Source organism: Caulobacter sp. LARHSG274 (assembly GCF_052871235.1).
Map to the genome: position 1 here is coordinate 94,511 of NZ_JBIXJO010000002.1, position 24,100 is coordinate 118,610.

Annotated in this window: 22 protein-coding genes; 9 read left to right on the top strand and 13 right to left on the bottom strand. The window is 64.8% G+C overall.

Going from position 1 to position 24,100, the window contains the following annotated elements; genetic code table 11:
- Positions 1 to 221: 221 nt before the first annotated feature.
- Positions 222 to 1,421, top strand: coding sequence for a family 43 glycosylhydrolase (locus ACIPQB_RS04800; RefSeq protein ID WP_446484072.1), 1,200 nt, complete (start codon positions 222 to 224; stop codon positions 1,419 to 1,421).
- A gap of 119 nt (positions 1,422 to 1,540) precedes the next feature.
- Here the strand turns inward: ACIPQB_RS04800 and ACIPQB_RS04805 are convergent, their stop codons facing one another.
- Both ACIPQB_RS04805 and ACIPQB_RS04810 read right to left on the bottom strand, forming a co-directional pair.
- The gene (locus tag ACIPQB_RS04805; protein WP_446484073.1) at positions 1,541 to 3,211 is read right to left on the bottom strand and encodes an AMP-binding protein; all 1,671 of its coding nucleotides are present in this window, start codon (positions 3,209 to 3,211) and stop codon (positions 1,541 to 1,543) included.
- A 103-nt stretch (positions 3,212 to 3,314) separates the two neighbouring features.
- Complete coding sequence (locus ACIPQB_RS04810; protein WP_446484074.1) at positions 3,315 to 4,229, bottom strand: SDR family NAD(P)-dependent oxidoreductase; 915 nt, start codon at positions 4,227 to 4,229, stop codon at positions 3,315 to 3,317.
- A 630-nt stretch (positions 4,230 to 4,859) separates the two neighbouring features.
- Here ACIPQB_RS04810 and ACIPQB_RS04815 point away from each other — a divergent pair.
- Positions 4,860 to 5,018: a hypothetical protein gene (locus ACIPQB_RS04815; protein WP_446484075.1), complete on the top strand. Its 159-nt coding sequence runs from the start codon at positions 4,860 to 4,862 to the stop codon at positions 5,016 to 5,018.
- Between the two features lie 110 nt (positions 5,019 to 5,128).
- Here ACIPQB_RS04815 and cofC read toward each other — a convergent pair whose 3' ends face one another.
- Genes cofC through npdG form a run of 4 tightly spaced genes read right to left on the bottom strand, consistent with a single transcriptional unit; the run spans position 5,129 to position 8,082 of the window.
- Positions 5,129 to 5,722, bottom strand: a complete 594-nt coding sequence (cofC, locus tag ACIPQB_RS04820) for a 2-phospho-L-lactate guanylyltransferase (protein ID WP_446484076.1) — start codon at positions 5,720 to 5,722, stop codon at positions 5,129 to 5,131.
- Positions 5,719 to 6,669 carry a 2-phospho-L-lactate transferase gene (gene cofD, locus ACIPQB_RS04825; protein WP_446484077.1) on the bottom strand — a complete coding sequence of 317 codons (951 nt, stop codon included), beginning with the start codon at positions 6,667 to 6,669 and terminating at the stop codon, positions 5,719 to 5,721. Before cofD ends, cofC begins: the two co-directional genes overlap by 4 nt.
- Positions 6,666 to 7,415 carry a coenzyme F420-0:L-glutamate ligase gene (gene cofE, locus ACIPQB_RS04830; protein ID WP_446484078.1) on the bottom strand — a complete coding sequence of 250 codons (750 nt, stop codon included), beginning with the start codon at positions 7,413 to 7,415 and terminating at the stop codon, positions 6,666 to 6,668. The genes cofD and cofE overlap by 4 nt, the downstream gene beginning before the upstream one ends.
- A gap of 4 nt (positions 7,416 to 7,419) precedes the next feature.
- Positions 7,420 to 8,082 carry an NADPH-dependent F420 reductase gene (gene npdG / locus ACIPQB_RS04835; protein WP_446484079.1) on the bottom strand — a complete coding sequence of 221 codons (663 nt, stop codon included), beginning with the start codon at positions 8,080 to 8,082 and terminating at the stop codon, positions 7,420 to 7,422.
- Between the two features lie 688 nt (positions 8,083 to 8,770).
- Here npdG and ACIPQB_RS04840 point away from each other — a divergent pair.
- Together ACIPQB_RS04840 and ACIPQB_RS04845 are read left to right on the top strand one after the other, a co-directional pair.
- A complete protein-coding gene (locus ACIPQB_RS04840; protein WP_446484080.1) occupies positions 8,771 to 9,577 on the top strand; it encodes a helix-turn-helix domain-containing protein in 807 nt (268 codons plus the stop codon).
- Positions 9,578 to 9,659: 82 nt separating this feature from the next.
- On the top strand, positions 9,660 to 11,285 hold the full coding sequence (locus tag ACIPQB_RS04845; RefSeq protein ID WP_446484081.1) for a carboxylesterase/lipase family protein: 1,626 nt from the start codon (positions 9,660 to 9,662) through the stop codon (positions 11,283 to 11,285).
- 89 nt (positions 11,286 to 11,374) lie between these two features.
- On the opposite strand, the gene ACIPQB_RS04850 is transcribed toward ACIPQB_RS04845, so the two are convergent.
- Together ACIPQB_RS04850 and ACIPQB_RS04855 are read right to left on the bottom strand one after the other, a co-directional pair.
- Positions 11,375 to 12,535 carry an FAS1-like dehydratase domain-containing protein gene (locus ACIPQB_RS04850; RefSeq protein ID WP_446484082.1) on the bottom strand — a complete coding sequence of 387 codons (1,161 nt, stop codon included), beginning with the start codon at positions 12,533 to 12,535 and terminating at the stop codon, positions 11,375 to 11,377.
- 106 nt (positions 12,536 to 12,641) lie between these two features.
- Complete coding sequence (locus tag ACIPQB_RS04855; protein ID WP_446484083.1) at positions 12,642 to 13,505, bottom strand: SDR family NAD(P)-dependent oxidoreductase; 864 nt, start codon at positions 13,503 to 13,505, stop codon at positions 12,642 to 12,644.
- Positions 13,506 to 13,672: 167 nt separating this feature from the next.
- Between ACIPQB_RS04855 and ACIPQB_RS04860 the strand changes: the two genes are divergently transcribed.
- Positions 13,673 to 13,828 (top strand): hypothetical protein, encoded by a 156-nt coding sequence (locus ACIPQB_RS04860; RefSeq protein ID WP_446484084.1) that lies wholly within the window; start codon positions 13,673 to 13,675, stop codon positions 13,826 to 13,828.
- Between the two features lie 123 nt (positions 13,829 to 13,951).
- On the opposite strand, the gene ACIPQB_RS04865 is transcribed toward ACIPQB_RS04860, so the two are convergent.
- Positions 13,952 to 14,581: a TetR/AcrR family transcriptional regulator gene (locus ACIPQB_RS04865; RefSeq protein WP_446484085.1), complete on the bottom strand. Its 630-nt coding sequence runs from the start codon at positions 14,579 to 14,581 to the stop codon at positions 13,952 to 13,954.
- A 161-nt stretch (positions 14,582 to 14,742) separates the two neighbouring features.
- Between ACIPQB_RS04865 and ACIPQB_RS04870 the strand changes: the two genes are divergently transcribed.
- The gene (locus tag ACIPQB_RS04870) at positions 14,743 to 16,824 is read left to right on the top strand and encodes a PQQ-dependent dehydrogenase, methanol/ethanol family (RefSeq protein ID WP_446484086.1); all 2,082 of its coding nucleotides are present in this window, start codon (positions 14,743 to 14,745) and stop codon (positions 16,822 to 16,824) included.
- A gap of 70 nt (positions 16,825 to 16,894) precedes the next feature.
- On the opposite strand, the gene ACIPQB_RS04875 is transcribed toward ACIPQB_RS04870, so the two are convergent.
- Positions 16,895 to 17,698 carry a FadR/GntR family transcriptional regulator gene (locus tag ACIPQB_RS04875; RefSeq protein ID WP_446484087.1) on the bottom strand — a complete coding sequence of 268 codons (804 nt, stop codon included), beginning with the start codon at positions 17,696 to 17,698 and terminating at the stop codon, positions 16,895 to 16,897.
- Here ACIPQB_RS04875 and ACIPQB_RS04880 point away from each other — a divergent pair.
- From ACIPQB_RS04880 to ACIPQB_RS04890, 3 genes are all read left to right on the top strand, one after another.
- A complete protein-coding gene (locus tag ACIPQB_RS04880) occupies positions 17,649 to 18,236 on the top strand; it encodes a 2Fe-2S iron-sulfur cluster-binding protein (protein ID WP_446484088.1) in 588 nt (195 codons plus the stop codon). The genes ACIPQB_RS04875 and ACIPQB_RS04880 overlap by 50 nt on opposite strands.
- Positions 18,237 to 18,261: 25 nt before the next feature.
- On the top strand, positions 18,262 to 19,482 hold the full coding sequence (locus tag ACIPQB_RS04885) for a cytochrome P450 (protein ID WP_446484089.1): 1,221 nt from the start codon (positions 18,262 to 18,264) through the stop codon (positions 19,480 to 19,482).
- 151 nt (positions 19,483 to 19,633) lie between these two features.
- Positions 19,634 to 21,628: a TonB-dependent receptor gene (locus ACIPQB_RS04890; protein ID WP_446484090.1), complete on the top strand. Its 1,995-nt coding sequence runs from the start codon at positions 19,634 to 19,636 to the stop codon at positions 21,626 to 21,628.
- A gap of 140 nt (positions 21,629 to 21,768) precedes the next feature.
- Here ACIPQB_RS04890 and ACIPQB_RS04895 read toward each other — a convergent pair whose 3' ends face one another.
- The 3 genes from ACIPQB_RS04895 to ACIPQB_RS04905 all read right to left on the bottom strand — a co-directional run bounded on the left by ACIPQB_RS04895 (position 21,769) and on the right by ACIPQB_RS04905 (position 24,003).
- Positions 21,769 to 22,941, bottom strand: a complete 1,173-nt coding sequence (locus ACIPQB_RS04895; protein ID WP_446484091.1) for a hypothetical protein — start codon at positions 22,939 to 22,941, stop codon at positions 21,769 to 21,771.
- On the bottom strand, positions 22,938 to 23,498 hold the full coding sequence (locus ACIPQB_RS04900; protein ID WP_446484092.1) for a UGSC family (seleno)protein: 561 nt from the start codon (positions 23,496 to 23,498) through the stop codon (positions 22,938 to 22,940). Before ACIPQB_RS04900 ends, ACIPQB_RS04895 begins: the two co-directional genes overlap by 4 nt.
- A gap of 91 nt (positions 23,499 to 23,589) precedes the next feature.
- Positions 23,590 to 24,003: an EthD domain-containing protein gene (locus tag ACIPQB_RS04905; protein ID WP_446484093.1), complete on the bottom strand. Its 414-nt coding sequence runs from the start codon at positions 24,001 to 24,003 to the stop codon at positions 23,590 to 23,592.
- Positions 24,004 to 24,100 lie beyond the last annotated feature (97 nt).

Below are 24,100 nucleotides of genomic sequence, written 5' to 3' on the forward strand. Positions count from 1 at the left end.
GTTGGCCCTGGTCGAAGAGTGGCTTGAGCGGCGAAACCATTATGAGGAGACCGGCCACAGGCCGAGCTTCCTAGATTAATATTAATCCGGTGGTGGCCGAGGTCACAGCGGCTGCAATTGGCGCATCGCCGATCTCGTCGACGCCGATCGGACCGTCAGCTCTCTACTTGGTCGTGCCGCCGTCCGCCCGTATTGTTGCCCATGCAAGTAGGTGCCAAACCATGATCGAGATCGACCGTCGCCGGTTACTGGCGCAGGCTTCGCTGCTTGGAGGCACCGTCTTGAGCGGATGCGCGGGGTCGGGGGCGCCAGCCGGACGCGGGAACGCGCCCCGCCAGAACAGCATCCGCCCGGGCGAGGTCTGGCTGGACACCAACGGCAAGCCGATCCAGGCCCATGCCGGCGCCGTGATCGCCGTCGGCGACAGCTTCTACTGGTACGGCGAGAACAAGCAGTTCACCGACGGCAAGCAGGGCGTCGAAAGCTGGGGCGTCCGCTTTTACCGGTCCAAAGACCTCTACAATTGGGAAGACCTGGGTCCGCTCATTCCGCCGGACACGCAGGATCCGACCTCGCCGTTGAGCCCGAAGATATTTCCCGAGCGGCCGCACATCCTTTTCAACCCGCGCACACGCAAATACGTCTGCTGGATCAAGATTCGTCGCCCCGGTCTCGGAAAGCAGTTCCGCACCGTCATGGTCGCCGACCGGATCACCGGCCCCTACACCATGCTGCATCGCGAGCTATTTCCGGTCGGGATGGCGGCGGGCGACTTCGATCTGGTGGTCGACGAGGAAACCGGCAAGGCGTTCATGTACTTCGAGCACGACCACAAGGACGTGATCTGTGTCGAACTGACCGAGGACTGGACCGACGTAACCGACAGGTTCAGTTCTCACTTTCCCGGCGGATCCGCGCCAAACACGCCCGAAGGCATCGCCTGCTTCAAGCGCGGCGGTAAGATCTATCTCACCAGCTCCGGGATGACCGGCTATTTCCCCAACCCGACCCAGGTCGCTGTGGCCAGCGGGTTTCATGGCCCGTTCGCCGTGCTGGGCGACCTTCACCCCACCGACCGATCACGCAGCTCGTTCAATTCGCAGATCAGCTACGTCTTCAAGCATCCGCGCAAGAAGGATCTCTACATCGCACTGGCCGATCGCTGGCTGCCTCAGCTTACCGGGCGTCCCGACTTCGAAAGCGGCGAGCTGTCGGAGACTGTGCGCAGTGCGATCCGAAAAGCGACCGCCAAGCCGCGACAGCCATTCACGGAAGCCGAGCGCAACGCCATTCCGCTTGCGGCGGCGCTCTCCAACGTGAACACCTCCATCTCCCGCTACGTCTGGCTGCCGATCATCTTCCGGGAGGGGCGGCTGACCATCGAGTGGCGGGATGAATGGCGTGTCGACGAGTTCACCTGAGGGCCGCTCGCTCAAGGGCGCACGCCGCCGCCAGGCGGTTGTGCATCCTTCGTGATCGCAGCCGATAATGGCGTTGGCCCGCGGTGGGCGTCGTGTGGGCGCTGACCGCATCCGCGCGTTTAACCGGCCAGTTCGCGGATCATCGCCTCGCGGATCTCGAATTTCTGAACCTTGCCCGTGACCGTCATGGGAAAGCTGTCGACGAAACGGACGTAGCGCGGAATTTTATAGTGCGCGATCCGGCCGGCGCAGAAGGCGGGAATATCGCACTGGGCTGGCGTTGCTCCGGCGCGCAGCTTGATCCACGCGCAGATCTCTTCACCATATTTCCGATCCGGAACGCCCACGACCTGAACGTCGGCAATGAGCGGATGGCTAAAGAGAAACTCTTCGATCTCGCGGGGATAGATGTTTTCTCCGCCCCGGATGACCATGTCCTTGATGCGGCCCACGATCGCGCCATAGCCCTCGGCGTCCAGGACCGCAAGGTCGCCTGTATGCATCCAGCCGTCTCGAATGACCTCGGCGGTCTTTTCCGCGTCATCCCAGTAGCCGAGCATCACCGCATAGCCCTTGGTGCATAGCTCGCCCGCCGTTCCTCGGGGAACCACCACGCCAGTTTCAGGATCAACGATCTTGACCTCCAGATGAGGTTGAACCCGGCCGATCGTGCTGATGCGCCTCTCGAGCGGGTCGTCCGTCGAGGTCTGGAAGGAAACGGGACTGGTCTCGGTCATGCCATAGGCGATGCCGACCTGGCCCATATGCATCCGATCGACCACCTTGCGCATGACCTCGACGGGGCAGGTCGCACCGGCCATGATCCCGGTGCGCAGCGACGACAGGTCGAACTGATCGAACTGAGGATGTTCCAATTCGGCGATGAACATCGTGGGCACGCCATGCAAGCCCGTGCAGCGCTCGGCTTGGATCGCCTGCAGCACCTTGAGCGGATCGAAGGCCTCGGAGGGATAGATCATGGTCGCGCCGTGCGCGAGACAGGCCAGATTGCCCATGACCATGCCAAAGCAATGATAGAGCGGCACCGGGATGCAAAGGCGGTCGCCCGCTCGCAACCCCATCTGCAGGCCCACCAAATAGGCGTTGTTGAGGATGTTGTGGTGCGACAGGGTGGCGGCCTTGGGCGAGCCGGTCGTGCCGCTGGTGAACTGGATGTTGATCGGGTCTGACGGATCCAGTCGAGCCGTCAAGCCGCTCACCGTTTGCCCCGCTTGGGCGTCGCCGCTTCCTTCGACATCGGCAAAGTCGAGCCAACCTTCTCGCGGCTGGCCGCCGATCTTGATGCGATGCTGAAGAAAGGAGAACTCCGCGCCGGCGAGGCCTTGGCTGTTTCCCGTTCCGAGCAGCTCCTCGACCATGGCCACATAGTCGCTGGATTTGAATTGCCAAGTGCAGATCAGAACCTTCACGCCGACCTTTTTTAGCGTGTAGGCCAGTTCCCTTGTTCGGTAGGCGGGGTTGATATTGACCTGAATGGCGCCGACCCGGGCGGTTGCGAACTGCGCAATCGTCCACTCCACGCAATTGGGCGCCCAGACACCGACCCGATCGCCTGTCGTGACGCCAAGTTTCACCAGTCCCGCGGCGAAAGCGTCGACCCGATCCCTCAGGCCCGACCATGTCAGCCGAACATTCTGGTGAACCGCCACAAGCGCCTGGCTGTCGCCGTGGGCCAGCACCGCAGCGTCGAGCGCGCCTGCGATCGTCATGTCCAGAAGGGGCGGCTCCAGCAAGCCCCTGTCATAGCTGTCCTCGATCCCTATTGGCACGGCCTGTCTTGCTCCTTGTGGCGCTGGAGAGCCGGGCCGGCACGGGCCGCGCTCGACGCCTTGCTTGCGCGCCCCGCTGCGCCGAGGCCCGGAGCGCGCTACGTCAGCCCTTGCGAGCCATTTCGAAACTGCGCTGAAGATGTCCGGCGTAGCCGGACGCGCTGGGGAATATCCATAGCGCCTGGGTGTCGGCGTCGCGGATGGCGTCGATCTGATCGGCGACATCGTCGATCGACCATGACGGACGGTAGACGCCTTGGGTTTCGGCGATCAGGGCGCGGGCGACCCGGCCGGCCACCGAGACGTACATCTCGCCGTTGACCGAGCAGGATTCATGGGCCAGCCAGCCGACGACGGGCGCAACCATCTCCGGGCCCATGGGCGGATAGACCGAGGTGTCCAGCCCTTCAGCCATTCGGGTGACAGCGCCGGGCAGGATAATGTTGGACCTGACGCCCTTGGGCGCGCCCTCGATGGCCACGATGTTGTTGAGCCCGATGATCCCGGCTTTGGAAACGCCGTAGTTGACGGTGTTCGCCGAGCCATAGAGCCCGCCGACCGATGAGGTCAGCACCACGCGGCCATAGCCGGCTTTGGCCATGATCGGAAAGGCTGGACGCACGACATTGAACGCCCCCATCAGATGGACGTCGACGACCGCCTTGAAGTCTTCGTGCGAGATCTCGTCCAGCGCGCCATAGCGGACATTGCCGGCGTTGTGGATCAAGATGTCGATCTGGCCATAGGCGTCGATTGCTGTCTGGACGATCGCTTCGCCGCCCTGAGGGGTGGCCACCGACTCCAGACAGGCGACCGCCTCGCCGCCAGCCGTCTGGATCTCCAGGACGAGCGTCTGGGCCGGGTTGGCGTCGACGCCTTCACCCCTGATCGCCGAGCCCGGATCGTTGATGACCACCTTGGCGCCCCTGGAGGCCAGCAGGAGGGCATATTCGCGGCCCAGACCCCGACCAGCTCCCGTGATTACCGCCACGCGGCCGTCGAACCTGCGTTCGGTCATTGTATGTTCCTCGGCGAGAACCAGTGTCCAGATCGGCCTCCACGCCCGCCGCCGACGCAAGAGTCGCGGGGACGGCCAGCGCGGCGGACGACGGCGATCTTGCCACCGTCGATCTGGTCTGCGGCCCAGATAACGACGCCAAGCGGTCATTATCGTCCCGGCGAAATGATCGCAGCATCGAGACAAGGATCGGCGATATCCGCAGACCCTGGCGAGGCCGGCAACCCGCGCCGTTGCACGGTCCGCTCCAGGTGTTTTGGTTGGAAATGGGTATGGTCATGATGTCCTCGCAAGCTCTTCAAGTTTTATTGAATAAATAGTTGCGATATAGCGCTTAAAATACTTCTCCTTGTTCACGACATGATTTGAGTTTCGGAGAAATTTAGGTCCTGTAAGCGGGTGATATTTATATATGGGCGAAATGTGCTGATCGTCCATCGGTCGTTTTGTCCCGGGGGCTCGGCGGCGTCATTTTGCAAAAGGGTAAAAGCTGGGTAGCCTCCCCCTGGTCCACGACAATGACGACCAAAGCGACAAAGATCGCTTGGAGCCCGGAGGGAGCCGACGATGTCGATTTCGACAGACTATCCCACGCCCGCGTCCCGTACTGCTCGGCCGCGATCGCCGATCATGGCCCTGTTGGCCTTGGCGCTGCTGGTTGGCGCCGTCGCGCTGGCCCTGGTCGCGGGCTCCAAGTCGGGCGATGTCTTCGTGACGATGATCTCGGATCCCCACGCATTCGCCCAGACGATCGGGGCGGCTTTGCCGGCGGGCGCGGTTTCCCGCTGATCGGGCCGCGTTGCGCCATGGCGGCCAAGGCGAGGTAAACATCAAACGCCGGTGCGTACGTCGCGCGCCGAAAGCGCCTTTTGCGAGGTTCGTACATGTGCGCGGCGCCGTTAGGCGGGCGCCAGTCGGCTTCTTTCCACGGCGTCCCGTGCGGGCGTGCGCCGCATGATCGCCAGGTCTTCGGGCGTATCGACATCGAAGGACAAGCCGGGGCGCACCACGATCGCGCAACCGGGGCGTTGGACCCTGTGCAGGGCAAGGCTTTGCGGGCCAAAGCAGAAGCCGAACGGCAGGTCGCCAGCCAGGGCCACCGCATTGGTCCCGCTTCCATGCCGATCGGGCGCCAGGGCTAGGTCGGCTGTGTGGGTCGCCTGCAGCAGGGCGGCGACGTCCGCGGCGCAGAGCCACGGCAGGTCCGCATGCACCACCAACACTCGCGCGCCGCCCAGTGTCGCCCGCAAGCGCATCAGTTCGGCATTGAGTCCAAGGCCGCCATCCGGCGCCCAAGCTCCGGACCAGCCTTGCGGCCTGGCGGGCGCCAGCACCGTCACCTCGTCGATCCCGGGACAATCGGCCAACTGCGAGGCCACGTGGTCGAACATTCGCTCGCTGTAGAGATCGCGTGCCTCCGCCGACAGGGCGGCGGCCAGGCGGGTCTTGCGCTGACCGCGGGCCTTGAGCGGAACCACGGCGCGCCAGTTCACTGACGCACCTGGTCGGCCAGTTGCAGGGCGGCTTGGGCGACGCGAATACGATCACCCAGGGTCAGCATCAGGGTGTCGGCGAAAGCGTGCGTCAGGCCGAGATCGACGGCGGCGTCGCCGCCATCGACCAGCAACCCGTCCAGCAGGCCCTGGTAGTGCTCGGCGATCGCGACCACGCTGGTCTCCACGCCCAACTCGTCCATCAGCTTGGCCGTCGGACCCTTCACCGCCTTGCCGCCGATCAGCGGCGAGACGGCCAACACCGGGGCGCAGGCCTGGCCCAGCGCTTCGCGGACGCCCGGCACCGCCAGGATCGGATCGACACTGAGATAGGGATTGGAGGGGGCGATCAGGATCGCCCGGCAGTCGGGATCGGTGATGGCTGCGATCACCCCCGGCCCGGGCGCAGCGGTTTCAGCCCCGGCGAAGCGGACGGCGCGGACCCGGGGCTCGCACCGACGGCGCACGAAATAGTCTTGGAAGTCGAGCAAGCCCTCGTCGGTTTCCAACTGGGTCGCCACCCGATCGTCGGTCATGGGCAGGACCTGCGCGCCAAGTCCCCAAGCCGTCGCGAAGTCGGCGATGATCCTGGACAGCCGCTCGCCAGCGCGTAGTCGTTGGGTGCGCACCACGTGCAGCGCCAAGTCCCCGTCGCCCAGCAGGAACCAGTCCTTCCCGCCAAGTGTGCGAAGCGCCTCCATGAACGACCAGGTCTCACCTTCGCGTCCCCAGCCCTGGGCGGCGTTGGCCTTGCCCGACAGGGTGTAGAGCAGCGTGTCGATATCGGGGGAGACGGCCAAGCCCAAGTGGGTGAAGTCATCGCCCGTATTGACGATCGCCGTCACCTGTTCAGCCGGCAGGGCGTGGCAAAGACCCAGGACCAGCTTGGCCCCGCCCACGCCTCCGGTCAGGACGACAACTCGCCCGTTCCTGGCGCGCCCGCTCATCGAAACAGGTCCTGCTCGACCGGCCGCACCAGGGCGGAAGCGGTGTTGGGCTCGTCTGGAGCCGAAAGGCCCCGGATCAAGACGGCAGGAACGCCTTCAGCGCCTTCGCCCATCAACAGCCCGGCCGCGCTGGCGGCCAGATCGCCCAGCGCCACCTGGGTGACTTCCAGCGCCCGTCCGTCGCGATCGATCTCGCCGCGACGATCAATCAGGGCCGGCAAGCCGCTCGCGCCCAGTGCGACATTGATCACCCCATTGCGCCATGGGCGGCCGAAGCTATCGGAGATGACGATCCGCGGCGCCGAGCTCATCAAGGCGCCGAGTGCGGCGCGCAGACGCGCCGCGGATGCATCGCAATCGATTGGCAGAAGCAGGACCCGTTCCGGATCGCCCGGGCCAAGGTTGGAGCGATCGATCCCGGCATTGGCCACGACATGGCCCGAGCGATGGCGGGTGATCAGCACGTTGGGAACCGCGCGGACGACCGCATCGGATTCGGCCAGCACCAGCTCGACCAGACGCGGATCCTTGTGTGTGACGGCCGCCAGTTCCAGCGCCTGCGGGCCGGGCGTGACCGCGCCGAGATCGACAAAGCGGCCCTCGGCCTTGGAAACGATCTTCTGCGTCACGACAAGAATGTCGTCGCCATCGCATACGAAACCGGCCAGCGCGGGGGCGAGCAGGCCGGCCAGGTCGTCGCCGGGCCGGACCTCGCCGATGGCCATGATGGGGTGGAGCTCGATCACTTGCCTAACCGTCGGCTTGGGCAAGCTGTCCGGTGATCCGGATCCCGGCACCATCGACCTGATAGGTCTTGTTGATCAGGATCAACACTGAGGTCAAGGCCTCGGCCGCCGCCGAATTGGCCAGGGCGCCGCCGTGGATGCCGCGCAGACCCATGTCGTCGGCCAGAGCGATCACCCGGCTGCGCGCACCCTTGTCGTCGCCGAACACCAACACGTCGCAATCGACGTCCTCGCCCACATGCGTCAGCTTATGGGCGGCGACGTTGTGGAACGCCGAAACGACGGTCACGCCCTGGCCCAGCAACCCTTGGGCGCGCACCGCCGCGCTGCCCTCCGACGGCAGTTGCACGCGCATGACCTTGGGCGGGACCAGAGGGACGGTGGTGTCGACCACGATCTTCCCGGTCACATGCGGCGCAATCTGGGCCAGGGTTTCGGCTTGGCCGGCGAATGGGACGGTGACGATCACGATGTCGCCCAGGGCCGCCGCCTCGACGTTGTTCGCGCCGCGAGCCTCCGACCCCAAGGTGGTCGCCATGGCGATGGCGGCGTCGGCTGAGCGCGACCCGATGATCACCTTGTGTCCGATGGCCGCCAGCCGCCGGCCGATCGCCGCCCCCAGCTTTCCCGTGCCGCCGACGATGGCGATGGTGGAAGTCTCAACCATGGTGTTTCCCTAATGTTCGCGCGGCCCTTTGACCGTCGCAGTTTGTGTATGCATCGCCAGTCTTCGCCCACCGGGACCAATCGCGCCCGGAAGGGGAGGAGCTCTGGTCGCGTCAATTCTCGTCCTTGTGGCGTCCTCCGGGCCTGTGTTGTCGCGATAACGATCTGCAGGCGGCGCGGACCGGCGAAGTCATCTTCGGCGTGGGGAGGCCGCGCGCCCAGCTGGCGATCACGCGCTTCAATGCGGCTCCACGACGGTCGACGTCCATTGGTCGTGCGCCCTCCCGACGCGATTATGCTTGAGCGCCGGACCTTGTTCTTGGCCCCGGCGACGGTTCGGCCGGACCTGGCCGAGCCGTCGAGCCAGCTTCCTTGTCGAACGGATGATTGGTAACGGGCCGGGATACTGTTGGCAACAGATGGTAAGACCGGTCGGCATCTGCCGTTAGGTGGTTATGCGCTCACAGGTCGTACACTTTGCGACCATGCTCAAGCCCTCCCCATTAGGTTCGAAAAGGGGGAAGGTGGTCGGATAAAGCTCTGCAATACATAGGTTTTAGTATCACCCGCCGGACAGGTTGGTCGTCAGACCTTCGGCCCTGAAGAATGCATTACGTCGTTCAGCGACTTGCGTAATCGGTAAATCGGTCTTACCAATATGCAGCCTAAAACAAAAAAATGGGGTGAGGATGCGGCGCGCTCAGGAAAACAAGACCCGGTTCGCCCGACGGGTGATCGATCTATTGGATTTTTTCGACGAGGATCACCCAACAGCCAAGCTGACGGAGATCATTCATCGCTTTGATTGGCCTCAGTCGAGCACCTCGGAGCTGCTGGCCAGCCTGGTCGATCTTGGCCTGCTCTATAATGATCGCAAGGCCCGCACCTTCTGGCTTAGTCCGCGGGCTGCGTTGTTGGGCACCGGCCCGCAACCGGACTTCGTGCGCGAAGGCCGGCTGGTTGATCTGATGGACCGCTTGCGCGCGCAAACCGGCCTGGATGTCGGCCTCTTCGCCATGGTCGGATTGAGCGTGCAGATCTGCGCCTGGCGACCGGGCAAGGCGACCTTTCCAGGGGCGCGCGCGGTTGAAATTCATCGCGGCGCCGTGGAGCGTCTGACCCAGTCGGCCGCGGGTCAGTTGCTTTTGTCCAGCATGCCGCAACCCGAACGCGGCGGGATTATCCATCGCATAAACGCCGAGGCGCCCCCCGAGGCGCGAGTCATCCCGTCGGACCTGCAGGCGCGAATGGACGGCTTTCGCCGGCAAAATCACGCCTTTGGCCCCGCCGGTTTTGGCATGAAAGCCAACATGGCCGCGGTGCTGCTGCCCGGTCTGCCCGAGGATCGGCCCATGGTCGTGGGCCTGGTCTTTCCGCAGTCTGATCTGATCGAACCCTACGCGCTGCAGCAAAGTCTGCGCGACGCGATCGCTCGATCGATCGGGCATTGCGACGCTCAGTCCAATGAGGACAAGCGGCAAGCCTCCACCGCCTAGCCGGGTATCGCAGGTCGGCGGGCCAGGCGTCCGGCTGGGAGAAATATTGATGCCAGACAGTCATCCTTCGCGGCGGATGCTGATGAGCGGCGCCATGACGGCAGGGCTTGGCCTAGCCCTCCCGGGTCGCCTGATGGCGCAGGGCGATACGATGCCGACCGAGTCGGTCGATACCGCCGGAGGGCGCGTTCGCGGACTGCGAAGCGGGACTATTTCCCGCTTTCTCGGCATTCCCTATGGCGAGGACACAGGCAAGCTTCGCTTCCTGCCGCCCAAGCCGGCCAAACCCTGGGTCGGCGTGCGTGATTGCTTCGCGGCCGGAGCCCAAGCTCCCCAGGGACCGATCGTGCTGGACGGGATCGGCGCGCCCTTGGGGGCTTCGGGGCCGCCATCTGCGGCCATCTCGATTCTGATGGCCGTGGTGCGGGACACCTCGGCTCATGAGCCGGAAAGCGAAGACTGCCTGGTTCTCAACGTCTTTACGCCGGAGGCCTCGCCGCGCCGCAAGCGCCCGGTGATGGTCTGGCTGCACGGCGGCGCCTTTGCGATGGGGCAGGGCCTGAACCCAATGACGGAGGGCTCTGCGCTGGCCCAACGCGGCGATCTGGTGGTCGTTTCGCTCAATCAGCGCCTCAACGCCTTGGGATATCTGTACCTGGGCGATTTGCATCCCGACTTCGCCGATTCCGGAAACAGCGGCCAACTGGACATCGTGTTGGCTCTGCAATGGGTGCGCGACAACATTGAAGCGTTCGGCGGCGACCCGCGCAATGTCACCATTTTCGGGCAGAGCGGCGGCGGCGCCAAGGTTAGCGCCTTGCTTGGAACCGCGCCCGCCAAGGGGCTGTTCCACAAGGCGATCGCGCAAAGCGGGGCCACGCCGATGCTGGTCGAAAAGGCCGACGCCGTGGCGATCGCCGAGCAAACCCTGGCCAAGCTGGGCGTGGCTCGATCTGACGTCCACGCTCTACAGACGATCAATGTTCGCAAGATGATCGCCGCCGCCTCGAGCGTGCGTCTGGCCAAGGCGCCGGGACTCAGCTCGCGAACCCTTGCGCCGATGGTCGATGGGCGGTCGGTTCCGGCTCATCCGTTTGATCCGGTCGCCACCATGCTTTCGCAAGACGTGCCGCTGATGACCGGCACCACCAAGGATGAGGCGGCCCTGTTTCTGGTGACCGATCCGGCCTTCGGAAAGTTCACCGTCCAACAGGCGCGCCAGCGTTTCGATGCGGTGCTGGGCGAGCGGGGGGCCGCGGCCTTCGAGGTATATCGGGCCGCCCAGCCGAACGATCCGCCCACCTATTGGGTCTCCTCGCTGCTGACCGACACCATTCTACGCACAAATGCGCTGCTCCAGGCCGATCGCAAGGCCGCCCAGCGCGCCGCGCCGGTCTACATGTACCGCGTCGATTATGAGCCCCGCGTCATGGATCGCGTGCTCAGAAGCCCGCACGGGGCGGAGGTGCCGCTGATGTTCGGCAATCTCGCGCCGCGTCAGTTCATCGGGTCGGGCCCCGAACTGGAGGCCTTGTCGGTCCAGACCATGCAGGCCTGGATCAACTTCGCCCACACCGGCGACCCTTCGCAAGAGAGCTTGGCTTGGCCGCGCTACGATACCCTCCAGCGCAAGACGATGATCATCGATACGCCGTGGCGCGTCGTGTCCGACCCCAACAGAACGACCCGCCAGTTCTGGAACGTCTGACGCACTTTGGTGGGCGGCGTCTGCACCACCAAGGCCGCTGATCGAGCCAAGTCCAGGAGCCCCCCGCGCGGCTCGGCGCCAAATTACGATCAGCCGGAAGGCAGTTGAACCTCGGCCTTGGCTGTCGCGAGGACCGTGCCCAGTTGGTTGGTCATCTTGACGTCGATCTGCACCAGCGCGCGGCCGTTCTCGTCCACCAGCTTGTCGATGATCTCGCCGTTGAGGATCGTAATGTCGCCCGTATAGGCCGGTCCCCGATACGACGCCTTGGAATGGACGACCATGCCCCATTCGCCGGCCCAGCCGGCCAGATAGTCGGTGACCCAAGATCCCATGGAAGCGCCATAGCCATAGGAGCGCGGCATGCCGATCCGGCGCGCCCAGCGCGGGAAGAGGTGGCCGCGCGAGGGTCCATAATAGGCGCCGTCGGTCAGTTCGGGATTGACCAGTTGCATGGTCGGATCGTTTTCGTAGCCGGCCATCTCGCGCGTGAAGCCCAGCGCTTCCAGATCGTTCGCCTTCAGATCCATGGTGCCCCAGATATTGACCAGGTAGGCGCGCCATTCAGTCGTGAAGCTGGCGATGGTGTGGGGCCCAATCACGCGTTCGGGCAGCTGGTCGCCGAGCTTGGCGTCGTTCCAGCGCCGGGGGGCATGACCCAGATCGTGGAGCATCCGAATCCATTCGAACTTACGCTGCTCCAGGACCTCAAGCTCAGTGTCGGACCAGATGGGATCCTCAGCGTCGCCGGGAGACGTGTTTTCGCGTCCCGCTTCGGCAAGGTAGCGGATCGTCGTGGAGCGCTGCCGGGCGATCATCTCGCCGTTCTGGTTGCGATAGTTGTTGTCGCCGCGCTGAAAACAGGTCGGTCCGGCGAACTTGGTCTCCTTGACCGTGTAGTCCAGCGGAATGCGTTCATTGCTGATGATGTCGCCGCCCTGGACGCGCGGACCATAGAACCACCATTCGTCTCCGCCAAACAGCAGGTGCGAATTGGGGATGCAACCCACACAGGCCGGCGCCGCGCCATGCCCATCGTCAGTGGCGATCGGGAAGGACTGGGGCGCGATCAGCTTGCCAAAGCGGCTCGCGGCGGAAAACGCAGGGTCATAGTGCAGGAGGTTGGGATAGTGCATGGCGTGCACCCAGCGGCGAATATCGTTGTTGCCGATCGGCTCGCGCAACGGCGAGCCGTCCAACGGACGCCCCAGGTACTGGTCGATATCGGAGCAGTCGAGCGTGAGGGCCATGTCTTGAACATCCAGGGTTTCGGAATTTGCGCTGGTTCACGCTCGGGCGCCCCTCGGGCCCTAGTGCACGCGAGCGACCACAAGGCGCGCCCCCATGCGTCGGCGGTCAGCGGATGATGCGGGGATGCTGGACATGCGGGGCGATGCCGGCGGTGTCGCGGGGCGAGGGCGGCTGGCGTCCGCCTTGATCGAGAAGGCGATAGGTCCGCGCCATCTCCGCGCCAATCACCGTCTGGCCCGAAAGCTCCGCGATCTTGGGGTCGTTAAGCAGCGCCCAAATGATGTGGCCCGTAAATTCGGGGGTTTCCACCGTGTCCTTCAGATAGGCGTATTTCATCGGATCGGAGTCCATCACCATCTGAAGCCGGTCGGTGAGCAGCGCGCCCATCCAGACCGACAGGGTGGCGACGCCGCTGCCCTTGAAATCCACAGCCATGTCGGCGGCCATCTTGTCGACGCCGGCCTTGTGCGCGCCGTAGCCGGGTCCATAAACATAATGGACGGCCCCTGAGCCGGACGTGAAGACGATCAAGCCCTTGCCCTGCTCAACCATCATCGGCGCGGCCAGCCAACTGGCCACATAGCTGCTGCGCACGCCGACATTGATGATGTCGGCCAGCTTCAAGGGCTTTTCCCAGAAATGACCGGGGTGGGTCAGCTCGTCATAGATCGACGCGGCGTTGTTCACCAACAGGTCAAGTCGTCCCTGTTCGCGGCGGATTTGCTCGAACAGCGCTTCGACATCCCTGTCGTCGCCATGATCACAGCGAACGGCGATCCCCTGGCCGCCGACCGCCGTGACAGCCTCAGCGGTTTCATAGATGGTGCCGGGCAGGGTGGCGTCGCCCGCCTTTTCCGACCGGCCTGTCACATAGACCGTGCAGCCATGGGCGCCCAGGCCGATCGCGATCCCCCGACCGGCCCCTCGGCTGGCGCCGGTCACCAGAACAACGGGTGCTTTGTCCTGCACAGGTTTCTCCCTGTCGTGCGGTCATGGTGGTGGGGTCGCGGCTCCTGGCTTCCATGCATTGGAGTTACCAGCCACGCTAGTCGGTCAGGCAGTTTGATGCATATCGGTCCGACCAAATATCGCCGAGGCGGATATGGCCATGCGGCGCGTTCCGTGGGCGGCGGGTCGTGCTGTTCAAGCAGCGGTGCGCGGCATGCTGGCCAACCCGTCTGGAACTGGTCGGATATTACCTCTGGAGCACGCAGAAAGCCGGCGAGGACATCGGCGAACTGTGCGACCTGCCGCCCTTCGCTCCTGTGGCGATCCTGAACAGCAACGCCTGATCGACGCGGCGCCGGCGGGCGGCGCCTTGCGGCGAGCGCGCCGGTGATCGCGGCCAAGCCGGGCCTGGCGACGATCGGCGATCCGCCAGGGTCGCCGCCCCGGGGGCGAGGCGCGCCGGCTGACTAAGCCTCGGCCGGGGTGTTCTCGAACAGAACCGGCAATACCGCCATGACAGCCTTGTCCCACTCCAGCGCCAGGTCAAACGCCCGGTTGGAGCGAAGCCATTGCTGAGCCAAACCGTTGGTGAACGCTAAAAGCTGGCGCGCAGCCGATTGCGGATCAGGCGTCAGGCCAGTGAGCAGCGAGACGAACATGTCGTGAGCCAGCGCCTCACGATCGAGAAACCAGTCGTGCGCCGGATGCGTCGGATCAATCGACTCGCACTGCAACATGATCGCAAAGCGCGCCAGTTCGGGGCGTCGGAGAAAGCGCCCCGACAGCGCCCGAAAGAAGGCCGCGATCACCGCACGCGAAGAGGCGGCGTCCGCCTTGCCGCCGGCCCTGGCCACCAGCGGCGCCAACACCTCGCTGTCCTGACGTTCAAGCTCGCCCAGGAAGGCCAGGAACAACTCATCCTTGGAACCGAAGTAATGGAGCAGGCCCGCGTTCGACAGACCGCACCGTCCGGCCAAGGCCTGCAGGGTGAACCCATTGAAGCCATGCTGTCCGATCAGGCGGACGCCCTCGTCGATGATCTGCGCCCGTCTGACGGCTGGATCTTCCCGTACGCGAATCCGGCTGGACATAGCCATTCAGTTTCCCTTACTCATAGGAATTACTACCGACTGGTTGGTATATAAGAGCTGCAGGTCTGACAATAGCAGCGACAGGGCGGGAACGGCGATAGGGGGCCGCGAGCATGATGAAATCCATCCGCAAATCGGCCACGGGGCGGGCAAGCCTCCTGGCTCTCATGCTGCTTCTGCCTCTATCGGCCTGCCATCGGATCTCGCCCGGCGCCGACAGCGACACCAGCGTCAAGGCCGACGACTGGCCCAGCTTTGGTCGCACGGGCAGCGAACAACATTTCAGCCCCCTCAAAGACATCACCCTAAAGACCGTCGATCGACTGAAGCTGGCCTGGCACTATGATCTGGAGCCGGGCTTTACGGTTTCCGCCCCGGTGACGGGCGAGGGCAAGCTTTTCACCACGACCGGCAATTCGTTCATTCGCGCCTTCGACGCGGCCAGCGGCAAGCTGCTCTGGGAATATGACGCCAAGACCCGCAAGATCGCCCAGAGCCCGCTGCACATGTACTATGGCAACAAGGGCATCGCCTATTGGAACGGGCGGGTTTTCCTGGTCACGACCGACGGTCGGGTAATCGCGTTGGACGCCAAGACCGGCAGGCCGCTGTGGCAGCAGCGCGAATACGGCCTGAACGAACTGCGCAACACCAACGGTCCCCCGCGCATCTTCGGCGGCAAGCTGATCATCGGCCATGGCGGCGCCGACGTCAGCCCGATCCGCGGCTATGTCAGCGCCTATGACGCCATGAGCGGCAAGCGGCTGTGGCGTTTCTACACGGTGCCCGGGGATCCTTCCAAGCCCATCGACACCAAGGCCGAGCAGGTCAGTCGGCCGACCTGGAAGGGCGACTGGTTTGGCAAGGGCGGGGGCGGCACGGCCTGGAACTCGTTCAGCTACGACCCCAAGCTCAACCTCATCTATGTCGGGGTGGGCAATGGCTTTCCATATAATCCCAAACTGCGCAGCCCCGGGGGCGGCGACAATCTCTTCCTGGCTTCGATCGTCGCGGTCAACGCCGACACCGGCGCCTATGTCTGGCACTATCAGGTCTGTCCGCAGGAGGGTTGGGATTGCACCGCCACCATGGACATGACGCTGGCGGACGTGACCATCAACGGCAAGACGCGCCAAGTGCTCATGCAGGCGCCCAAGAACGGCTTCTTCTATGTCCTTGACCGCAAGACCGGCGAACTGCTGTCGGCCGAGAAATACGCCAAGGTAACCTGGGCTGACCGGATCGATCTCAAGACCGGGCGGCCGGTCGAAAATCCCGGCATCCGCTATCAGGACCATCCAGGCATGTTCGAACTGTGGCCCGGCCCGCAAGGGGCGCACAGTTGGCTGCCTCAGGCCTACAGCCCGCGCACCGGCCTGGTCTATATTCCGGTGATCGAGATGGGCGCGCTGATCGGACCGCCGCAGCCTGGCATGGTCGGTCCCGCCGCCGGCATCGGCGCGACCATGGTGCCCGACGCACCGCTGCCAGGCAGTCGCAAAAGCTTCCTGAAGGCCTGGGATCCGGTCAAACAGAAGGTGGCCTGGCAAATTGAGACGCCAGGCGTCTGGCCGGGCGGGGTGCTGGCCACGGCTGGCGACCTGGTCTTCCAAGGGCGGATCGACAGTCGTCTGGTGGCCTATGACGCCAAGACCGGCAAGCAGGTCTGGTCCTATAAGACCAATGCGCCGGTCGTAGCTCCGCCAATCTCCTACCGCGTCAATGGCAAGCAATATATCACCGTCCTGACGGGCAGCGGCTCGCAAGGCGGCGGGATCTTGGCGACCGGCAATGCGGCCTATCGCACCGACTATGCCTTGCCCCGCCAAGTCCTGACCTTCGCGCTGGACGGCAAGGATGCGACGCCGGCCTTCACCATGCCCGATCGCATCATCGCGCCTGACCCCCAGTTCCGGCCGGATGCGGCGCGCGCTCAGACAGGCGGCATGGCGTTTGCGACGACGGGATGCATCGCCTGTCACGGCATGAACGCCATCGGCGGCGGCGCGGCTCCGGACCTGCGCTATTCCGGGGTCATTCACGACGAGGCGGCCATGCACGCGATCGTCAAGAACGGCGCGCTCAAGCTCAACGGCATGCCCGCCTTCCCGCAACTGAGCGACAGCGCGATTGAGGATATTCGCTACTATCTTCGCGCCGTCGCCCTGCAGACCGCCGCAGCCGGCGGCAAGCCCGGCGCCGCGCCCGCCGGGGCCGCAGCCGCAGCCGCAGCCGCAAAGGGCATGTAAACCCATGTCGCGTCGCCAGAGCGCGCCTGAGGGTTCAAGGCGTCTGGGGCGTGAGCCCCGGACGCCGACCTCAAAGGTTGGCGACCCGGGCATGACGCTTGCGCGTCGACAGCACCGATTGTCGTGCGGCCGCAACCGCCTCTTCCTCGATCGCAAACAGCAGATGATCGATCACCGCATTCAGATGCGCACGCATCGCCGTGCGCGCCGCGGCCGGGTCGCGCCGGCGCATGGCCTCGACAATGGCGGTGTACTCATCGACCACGGGCCGAACATTGGCCGCGCGCGCCTTTTCGAGCAGCAAAGCGCATTCCGGAGAGGTAAACCGCAACTGCCACAGCTGGCCGTGAAGCTTTTCAATCGCACCGTTGCGCGTTGCGCGCGCCAGCACCTGGCTAAACATCGCTTCGGCCTCTTCGGTGGAGGTGCCGTTGCGATTGCCCACCGCGATCCTGGCGACCAGCCCGTCCAGCTCGGCGATTTCGCTTTCGGTGATCTGCAGGCACGCCAAGGCGGCGGCTTCGCCCTCGATAAGCAGGCGCGCCTCCATCGCCTCGAAGGCGCTGATCGTAAAATCGGGCTCATCAGATTCGGACAGACGCACGACATAGGTGCCCGAGCCGATCCTCACCTCGACCAGTCCGCGGACCTCAAGCGCCAGAACCGCTTCGCGCACGGCCGGACGGCTGACGCCATGGGCGATGGCCAACTCGCGCTCGCCAGGCAGGCGGTCTCCGACGGCGTACTTGCCCGAGCGCAGATCGGCGACCAGTTGGCGCACGACCTTCTTGTACAGCCGAAGCGGCTGGTCAGGGCTGGCCGACTTGGTCGAAACGCGCCGTTTGGCCGGTTTACGAGGGGAGCTGACTGCCACTGGTCTTACCTTTCTCGATCACCATCATGGCGTCGTGCGGGTTGACCGATTTAGCGGCCCGCGCGGCGTCCGCATAGCCAATATGCCATTTGCCGCGCTCGGATATCGGTCAAGCGAAGAAAGCGGGCTTTTCGCGTCTTTTATTGCTTGGCCGCGCGGCCCCTGCAAACTGCATTTTCAGCGCCCGTCGGCGCAGCATTTTCGAGATATGCCAATGCCTTGCGTCAACTACGTGTCCTTCGACGGCGATGTCCAAACCGTCGATGTCGCCAGCGGCGAAAACGTCATGCGCGGCGCGGTCTATAGCGGGGTGGAAGGGATCGTCGGCGAGTGCGGGGGCGGTCTGGCCTGTGCGACCTGTCACTGCTATGTCGACGTGCTTTGGCTAGACCAGTTGCCCCCCGCGACCGATGACGAACGCGCCATGCTCGAAGGCGCCGCGCAATCGCAACAGCCCAATAGCCGACTGAGCTGCCAGATCGTCATGACCGCCGCGTTGGAAGGCCTGACGGTGCATATGCCCAAGCAGCAATACTGAGCATTGATCAGCAAGGAGACTGAACATGGCCGGACCCAGCGTTCCAGGCGCCGTCGCCATCCCGCCGCACGTTCCCCCCGAACTGGTCTTTGACACGGGCGTGACGGTGGGCGCCGAATTTCTGGCCGCACCGCATGAATTCATGGCCAGCCTGCACCAGACCCATCCCCCGATCTTCTACAACGCCAGCCCGGCGATCGGGAACAGCTGGATGACGATCAAGCACGAGGATGCGTTCTTCGCGCTGCGTCATCCCGAGCTCTTCACGACCCTGGGCGCCACGCCGTTTCCGCGTGACCCCGACAACTATTTCATGATGATCCCACTGGAGATCGACCCGCCCGATCACCGCAAATACCGGGCGATCCTGGACCCCATGCTGTCTCCGCGCGCGGTCGCCGACCTTGAGACCTATATCCGAAGCCTCACCAACGAACTGATCGACGGCTTCATCGATCAGAGGCAATGCGAGTTCACCACCGATTTTGGACGGCCGATGCCGGTATCGGTCTTTCTCAACTTCATGGGTTTGCCGCAGGACATGCGCGACACCTTCGTTGGGTGGGCCATGGACCTGCTGCACGCCATGGATCGCACCAAGGCCGCAGCCGCCATGCGCGGGATCGAGGCCTATCTGGCCCAGGTCATCAGGGAAAAGACCGACAAGCCCGACGCCGGGGCGGTCAGCGCGATCGTCCACGCCGCGCCGGATGGCGTGGCCCTGACGGAGCGGGAGATTTTCGGCTTCACCTTCTTCCTGTTCATCGCCGGGCTCGACACCGTCTTTGCGACGCTCAACAACATCTGGGTTTGGCTTGCCCGTAATCCGGATCGACGCCGTGAGATCATCACCCATCCGGAAAACGCTTCGGGCCAGGTCGAGGAACTGCTGCGGGCCTTTTCGGTGACGTTTTCGGGCCGGACCCTCAGGCAGGATGTCGAGCTGCGCGGCGTCAAGATGAAGGCCGGAGAAAAGCTCAACAGTCTGCTGCCGGCCTGCAACTACGACCCGGACATCTTTCCTGATCCGATGCGGATCGATTTCGATCGACCGCGCAAACCGATCCTGGCCTTCGCCGGTGGCGTCCACAGTTGCATGGGCGCGCATCTTGCCCGGCTCGAGATCAAGATTGGCCTGCAGGAATGGCTGCGTCGGATCCCCGATTTCGCCCTGAAGTCCGACGCCGAAATCTCCTACTGGCCGGGCGGCGTTATCGGCCCAAAAGCGGTTCCGCTGGTCTGGTGAAGAGCGGGGGCCATGCCCCCGTGTCCAACCCGGTTGGCGTAAATTGCGACCGGCCAAGAAGTCGCCCGTGCACCTGGGCGGCGCCTTGATCGGGACGTGCTTGCGATGGGCGACGGGATCACTCGACATCGACTTCCAGCAAGGACTTTCCATGCCCTTCGACACGCCGCCTTCCGTCGAGCAGGTGATCGTCACCGCCGCCCGCTTGCCGCCACCGGCGGCGGATGCGGCTTTCTCGATCGTTCACCTGGGCAAGAGCGATCTGGCCAAGTCACAGCGGATTGACGAAGCGGTGGCCCGCACGCCGGGCGTCTCGTTGTTCCGTCGCACGTCCAGCCTGTCGGCCAATCCCACGACCCAGGGGATCAGCCTGCGGGCCATCGCGCCGTCGGGCGCGGGGCGGACCTTGGTCACCCTGGATGGCGTGCCGCTGAACGACCCGTTCGGGGGCTGGGTGATCTGGTCCCAACTGGCGCCGGAATCCCTGACCGGTGTGGATATCGTGCGCGGCGCTGGAGCAGGGCCATACGGGGCAGGGGCCTTGACCGGGGTCATCGGCCTGAAGGAACGCGATGCGGGCGTCGCCGCCGATGTCTGGGCCGGCGGATCGGGATCGCAGCGCGCCTCGGCGGCGGCGGTGTCGACCTTGGGTAACCTCGAATTGTTCGGCGCGGCCTCCTACGACAAGTCCGATGGCTATGCGCCGGTACGTGGTCCGGCCCAAGGCGCGGCCGACACCAGGACCGATCTTGCAGCCAAGAGCATCTCCGGCCGCGTCGACATGGCCACGCGCCTGGGTCTGTTGTCGCTGCGTGGCGGATTCTTCGAGGAGGATCGCGGGGCGGGGTTGGCGGGCGCGCGAGCCAACGCCTCGGGCGAGGTGTTCAGCGCCACCCTGGTCCGAACGCCGCGCGGCGCCGCCTTGGGTTGGCGGTTGCAGGCCTGGCGGCGGACCAGCGACCTGTTCAACAGCTCCGTCTCGGTGGCCGCCGACCGGGCCGGCGCCACGCCCGCCAATAGCCAGGACAAGACCCCCGCCACGGGCTGGGGTGTGAACGGCGCCCTGCGTCAGAAGCTCGGCGGCGTCGAATGGGAACTGGGCGCCGACGCCCGCCTCGCCGACGGCGAGGAGCGCGAGCGCTACAGCTATTCGCGCGGCGCCTTTACGCGAGGCCGCGTGGCGGGCGGCAAGGCCTCGGTGGTCGGGGCCTATGTCGACGGCTCGTGGTCTAGCGGGCCATGGCTGACGGCCGGCGGGCTGCGGCTGGACCACTGGCGAAACACCGACGGCTTCCGGGTCGAGCGGCTCCTGGCCACCGGCGCCGTGCTGCTGGACCAGCATCCGGCCGACCGCGGCGGCGAGGTGGTCAGCGGCCGCCTGGGCGTGACCCGCGAGCTGGGCGGCGCGGTGCTCCGTGCGGCCGGCTATACCAGCTTTCGACCCCCGACGCTCAACGAGCTCTATCGTCCGTTCCGGGTGGGCAACGACGTGACCGAGGCCAACGCCGCCTTGAAACCCGAGCGCCTTGGGGGTCTGGAGGCCGGCGTCTCGCACAAGGGGGCCAAGGGGCTGGTCGAGGCCACGGCGTTCTGGAACCGGATCGAGGACCCGATCGTCAATGTCACCCTGGGCGCGGGACCGGGAACCTTCCCGATCGGCGGCTTCATCCCGGCCGGAGGCGTGCTGCGCCAGCGCCAGAACGCCGGCCGCATAGACGCCTTCGGCCTGGAGGGGAGGGCCGAGCGCAAGATCGGGCCCGTGACCCTGACCTCGGCCCTGTCGGTCACCGACGCGCGCCTCGATGGCGGTTCGACCGCTCCGCAGTTGACCGGCAAGCGCCCGGCCCAGGCCCCGGTCTGGAGCGCCACGGCAGGCTGGTCGGCCGAACTGCGCGAGGATCTGGTGTTGGACGCCGACCTGACCTGGGAGGGCAAGCGGTTCGAGGACGATTTGAACAGCCGCGTGCTCGACCCGGCCTGGCGGCTGGATGCGCGACTGGATTGGCGGGTGCGGCCGCTGGTGACGGTGTACCTGGCGGGCGACAACCTGCTGGACGCCGAAATCCAGACGTCGCGCACGGCCGACGGCGTGGAGGGCTATGCCGCCCCGCGCATGGTGCGGGTGGGACTGCGGGTGGCGCTGTGATCCGCACATGGGCGGCAAGGCCCGGTTCGAGATCGCCATCGCCGTGACCGGCGCAATGATCGCTCCCCTCGTCAAAGCATTTGGGCGAGGTGACCTTGCCGTGACCGCCCAGCGCCGAAGCGCCCGGGACGGTTTGACGCCTATTGGGCCGCGTGTTCGGCTTGCGCCGGCTGCGGCTCGGCGATGGCGCGGGTTTGGGACAGTGAACTGCCGAACGTATGCAGGGCCGTGGCGTGCAGGCCGCCCAACCCTCCGGCCACAAACAGCAGCATGTCCTTGGGTTCGGGGGTCAGGTAGATTTTGCCGTCCTCACGCACGCGACCTTGCGCTTCAAGCTGCTCGCGGTGCAGCGGTTGCAGCCAGTCGGCCGGAATGGCCGCATAGCGCCACAGACACTCCTGGACGTCCTTGATCGCCTTGATGTCCTCAACGATGATGTCGGCGCAGATCGGGTTCAGCGCGACCATCACCTCGCCGAACGGCATCGATGGCGAGTAGCAATTATTACCTGGAAAAATCAGCGACTTGCCGATCATTTCCAGGAAATGACGCGCGCGCTGCGACGTGGTGTCCAGGATGTTCATCGTGCCCATGGCGCCAAATGAGGTCACCGCATTGCCAATGACGCCCGCCCGGCGCTCGGCCAGAGGCGCCCAGGGCGAGCGTTCCTCCCATTCGCCGACAACAATCCCCGAAATACGGCCGGGCGATCCGAAGGTGGTCTGGGAAGTAACGCCGGCGACCTGGCCGGCGACATTGCGAAGGATCAGTCGCAGCGCCCGGCCGATCGACGCCGCGCGGGTCGCTACTCCGCCGAAACAGCCGTAGCTGAACGGAATGTCGAGCGCTTGGCGCACCGGGCCGTTGACGACGAAGGCGGGAAAGACCGGTGCGGTCGTGGTGTTGACGCCGTAGAGCTCGAAATCGGGATCGGCGATCGCGCCGATGGCGGCGATCAGCAGTTCCAGAGACTCCGCCGGCGCCCCGGCCATCACCGCATTGATGACGATTTTCTCCACCGTGCATTCGGCGTTGGAGGGCGGCAGATGCGCGACCACCTCGTCGGGAAAGCGATCGCTCCTGGCGAGGAAGGCGCGCACCCGGCCTTCGGTCGGAGGGATCATCGGCAGGCCATCGCCCCAACCCTGTTGGAGCGAGAAGGCGGTGAAGGCTTCGACGTCCAGTTCGGTGTCGACCCGGCGGCTGGTCAGCCAGTCGATTTCACAGGCGTCGGGGCCGCAGTCGCGACTGACCAGGGGCTTGATCGGATCGATACGCCGATTGGCCGCCGGCTTGATCTTGACGATGTTCATGCCGCATCCTGCTTGGCCTGGAGTTGCGCGCCCATGATCTTGAGCAGGCCGGCGTAATAGGCCTCGCCGATCTGGTTGACCTCTTGGCGCTCACGCTCGTTGAGCGGGTAGGGCAGCACATGCACGCGCAGGCCCGAGCGCCCGCCTCGCGCGGCGATGGTGTGGGCGAAATCTTCGAAGTTCTTGGTGGCGATCGCCACCGTGGGCAGGCCGGCATTGGCGCAAGCGATGGCGTCGCGGATCGTCCAGCCGGTGCAGGAACCGCAATTGGCCAGGCCCACGACCGCCACGTCGATCGTCCCAAGCCAGGTGCGCAGTTCGGCGTCCATCCGCTCGCCCTCTTCGCCGGAGCGACCGCACGAGCGCCAGTAGCTTACCGTAGCGCCGGCCTGGCGAAATTTCTCGTCCCACTGCTCGCTGATCCAGTCCCAGGAGCGCCAGATCTGATCGACGCGAATGCCGATGCGCTTGCCCGTGAGCGGGCCGGCGTCAGGCCCGGGGCTGGCGTTGTCGACCAGCCCGGCCGCGGTGGGGTCGAGCACCTTTCCGATCGGCATTTTCCAGTTCCCTAACTTGTTTTACCAATATTACCCGACTGGTCGACTTCGAACAACGTTCTCCACCCGATTCATCCGAACGGGGCGCGCTCTACTGCGCTTGAGCGTCGATCCAGCGAGGGATTTTGTTTTCGGGCCCAACGGGCGAGTCGTGTTCCTCAACAGTGCAGACCGGGTTGCTGTTGGTCGCGAACAGCTTGAGTTCGTCGGCCAGGCGGTGCTCAAGCATCGCCGGGTCTGAAAGTCCCCGCATGGCGGATTCGAAATCTTCCCGGCTATTCCACCATATTTCCATGATACAGTCGTATCCTGGGTGAATAATTTCTCCCGTAAGAGGATTCTTTTCTGGCGTAATATAGCGTCTGACATAACGCTGGGCGTTGGGAAGGGCGGGCTTGGCGCCCATTTTCTTGGAAAGTTGGGAGTGTTGTTCTTCATAATATTGAAGAAAGGCCTCCATGGTCATGTCCGTGCGTTTCTTCAGGAACACCATTTGCTTGATCATGCCGGCCTCGTTTCAACCCATACCCCCACGTCTTGCCGGGCGGGTGGCGCGCCCAGCATAGTGGGCAAAGCAATTGGTTGACCAGTTTGGAGAGCCC

Bases quoted from the DNA above. Each gene is read 5' to 3' on its own strand.
- ACIPQB_RS04800 (WP_446484072.1), top strand. From the start codon at position 222: ATGATCGAGATCGACCGTCGCCGGTTACTGGCGCAGGCTTCGCTGCTT.
- ACIPQB_RS04810 (WP_446484074.1), bottom strand. From the start codon at position 4,229: ATGACCGAACGCAGGTTCGACGGCCGCGTGGCGGTAATCACGGGAGCT.
- ACIPQB_RS04815 (WP_446484075.1), top strand. From the start codon at position 4,860: ATGGCCCTGTTGGCCTTGGCGCTGCTGGTTGGCGCCGTCGCGCTGGCC.
- cofD (WP_446484077.1), bottom strand. From the start codon at position 6,669: ATGAGCGGGCGCGCCAGGAACGGGCGAGTTGTCGTCCTGACCGGAGGC.
- npdG (WP_446484079.1), bottom strand. From the start codon at position 8,082: ATGGTTGAGACTTCCACCATCGCCATCGTCGGCGGCACGGGAAAGCTG.
- ACIPQB_RS04840 (WP_446484080.1), top strand. From the start codon at position 8,771: ATGCGGCGCGCTCAGGAAAACAAGACCCGGTTCGCCCGACGGGTGATC.
- ACIPQB_RS04845 (WP_446484081.1), top strand. From the start codon at position 9,660: ATGAGCGGCGCCATGACGGCAGGGCTTGGCCTAGCCCTCCCGGGTCGC.
- ACIPQB_RS04850 (WP_446484082.1), bottom strand. From the start codon at position 12,535: ATGGCCCTCACGCTCGACTGCTCCGATATCGACCAGTACCTGGGGCGT.
- ACIPQB_RS04865 (WP_446484085.1), bottom strand. From the start codon at position 14,581: ATGGCTATGTCCAGCCGGATTCGCGTACGGGAAGATCCAGCCGTCAGA.
- ACIPQB_RS04870 (WP_446484086.1), top strand. From the start codon at position 14,743: ATGCTGCTTCTGCCTCTATCGGCCTGCCATCGGATCTCGCCCGGCGCC.
- ACIPQB_RS04885 (WP_446484089.1), top strand. From the start codon at position 18,262: ATGGCCGGACCCAGCGTTCCAGGCGCCGTCGCCATCCCGCCGCACGTT.
- ACIPQB_RS04890 (WP_446484090.1), top strand. From the start codon at position 19,634: ATGCCCTTCGACACGCCGCCTTCCGTCGAGCAGGTGATCGTCACCGCC.
- ACIPQB_RS04895 (WP_446484091.1), bottom strand. From the start codon at position 22,941: ATGAACATCGTCAAGATCAAGCCGGCGGCCAATCGGCGTATCGATCCG.
- ACIPQB_RS04900 (WP_446484092.1), bottom strand. From the start codon at position 23,498: ATGCCGATCGGAAAGGTGCTCGACCCCACCGCGGCCGGGCTGGTCGAC.
- ACIPQB_RS04905 (WP_446484093.1), bottom strand. From the start codon at position 24,003: ATGATCAAGCAAATGGTGTTCCTGAAGAAACGCACGGACATGACCATG.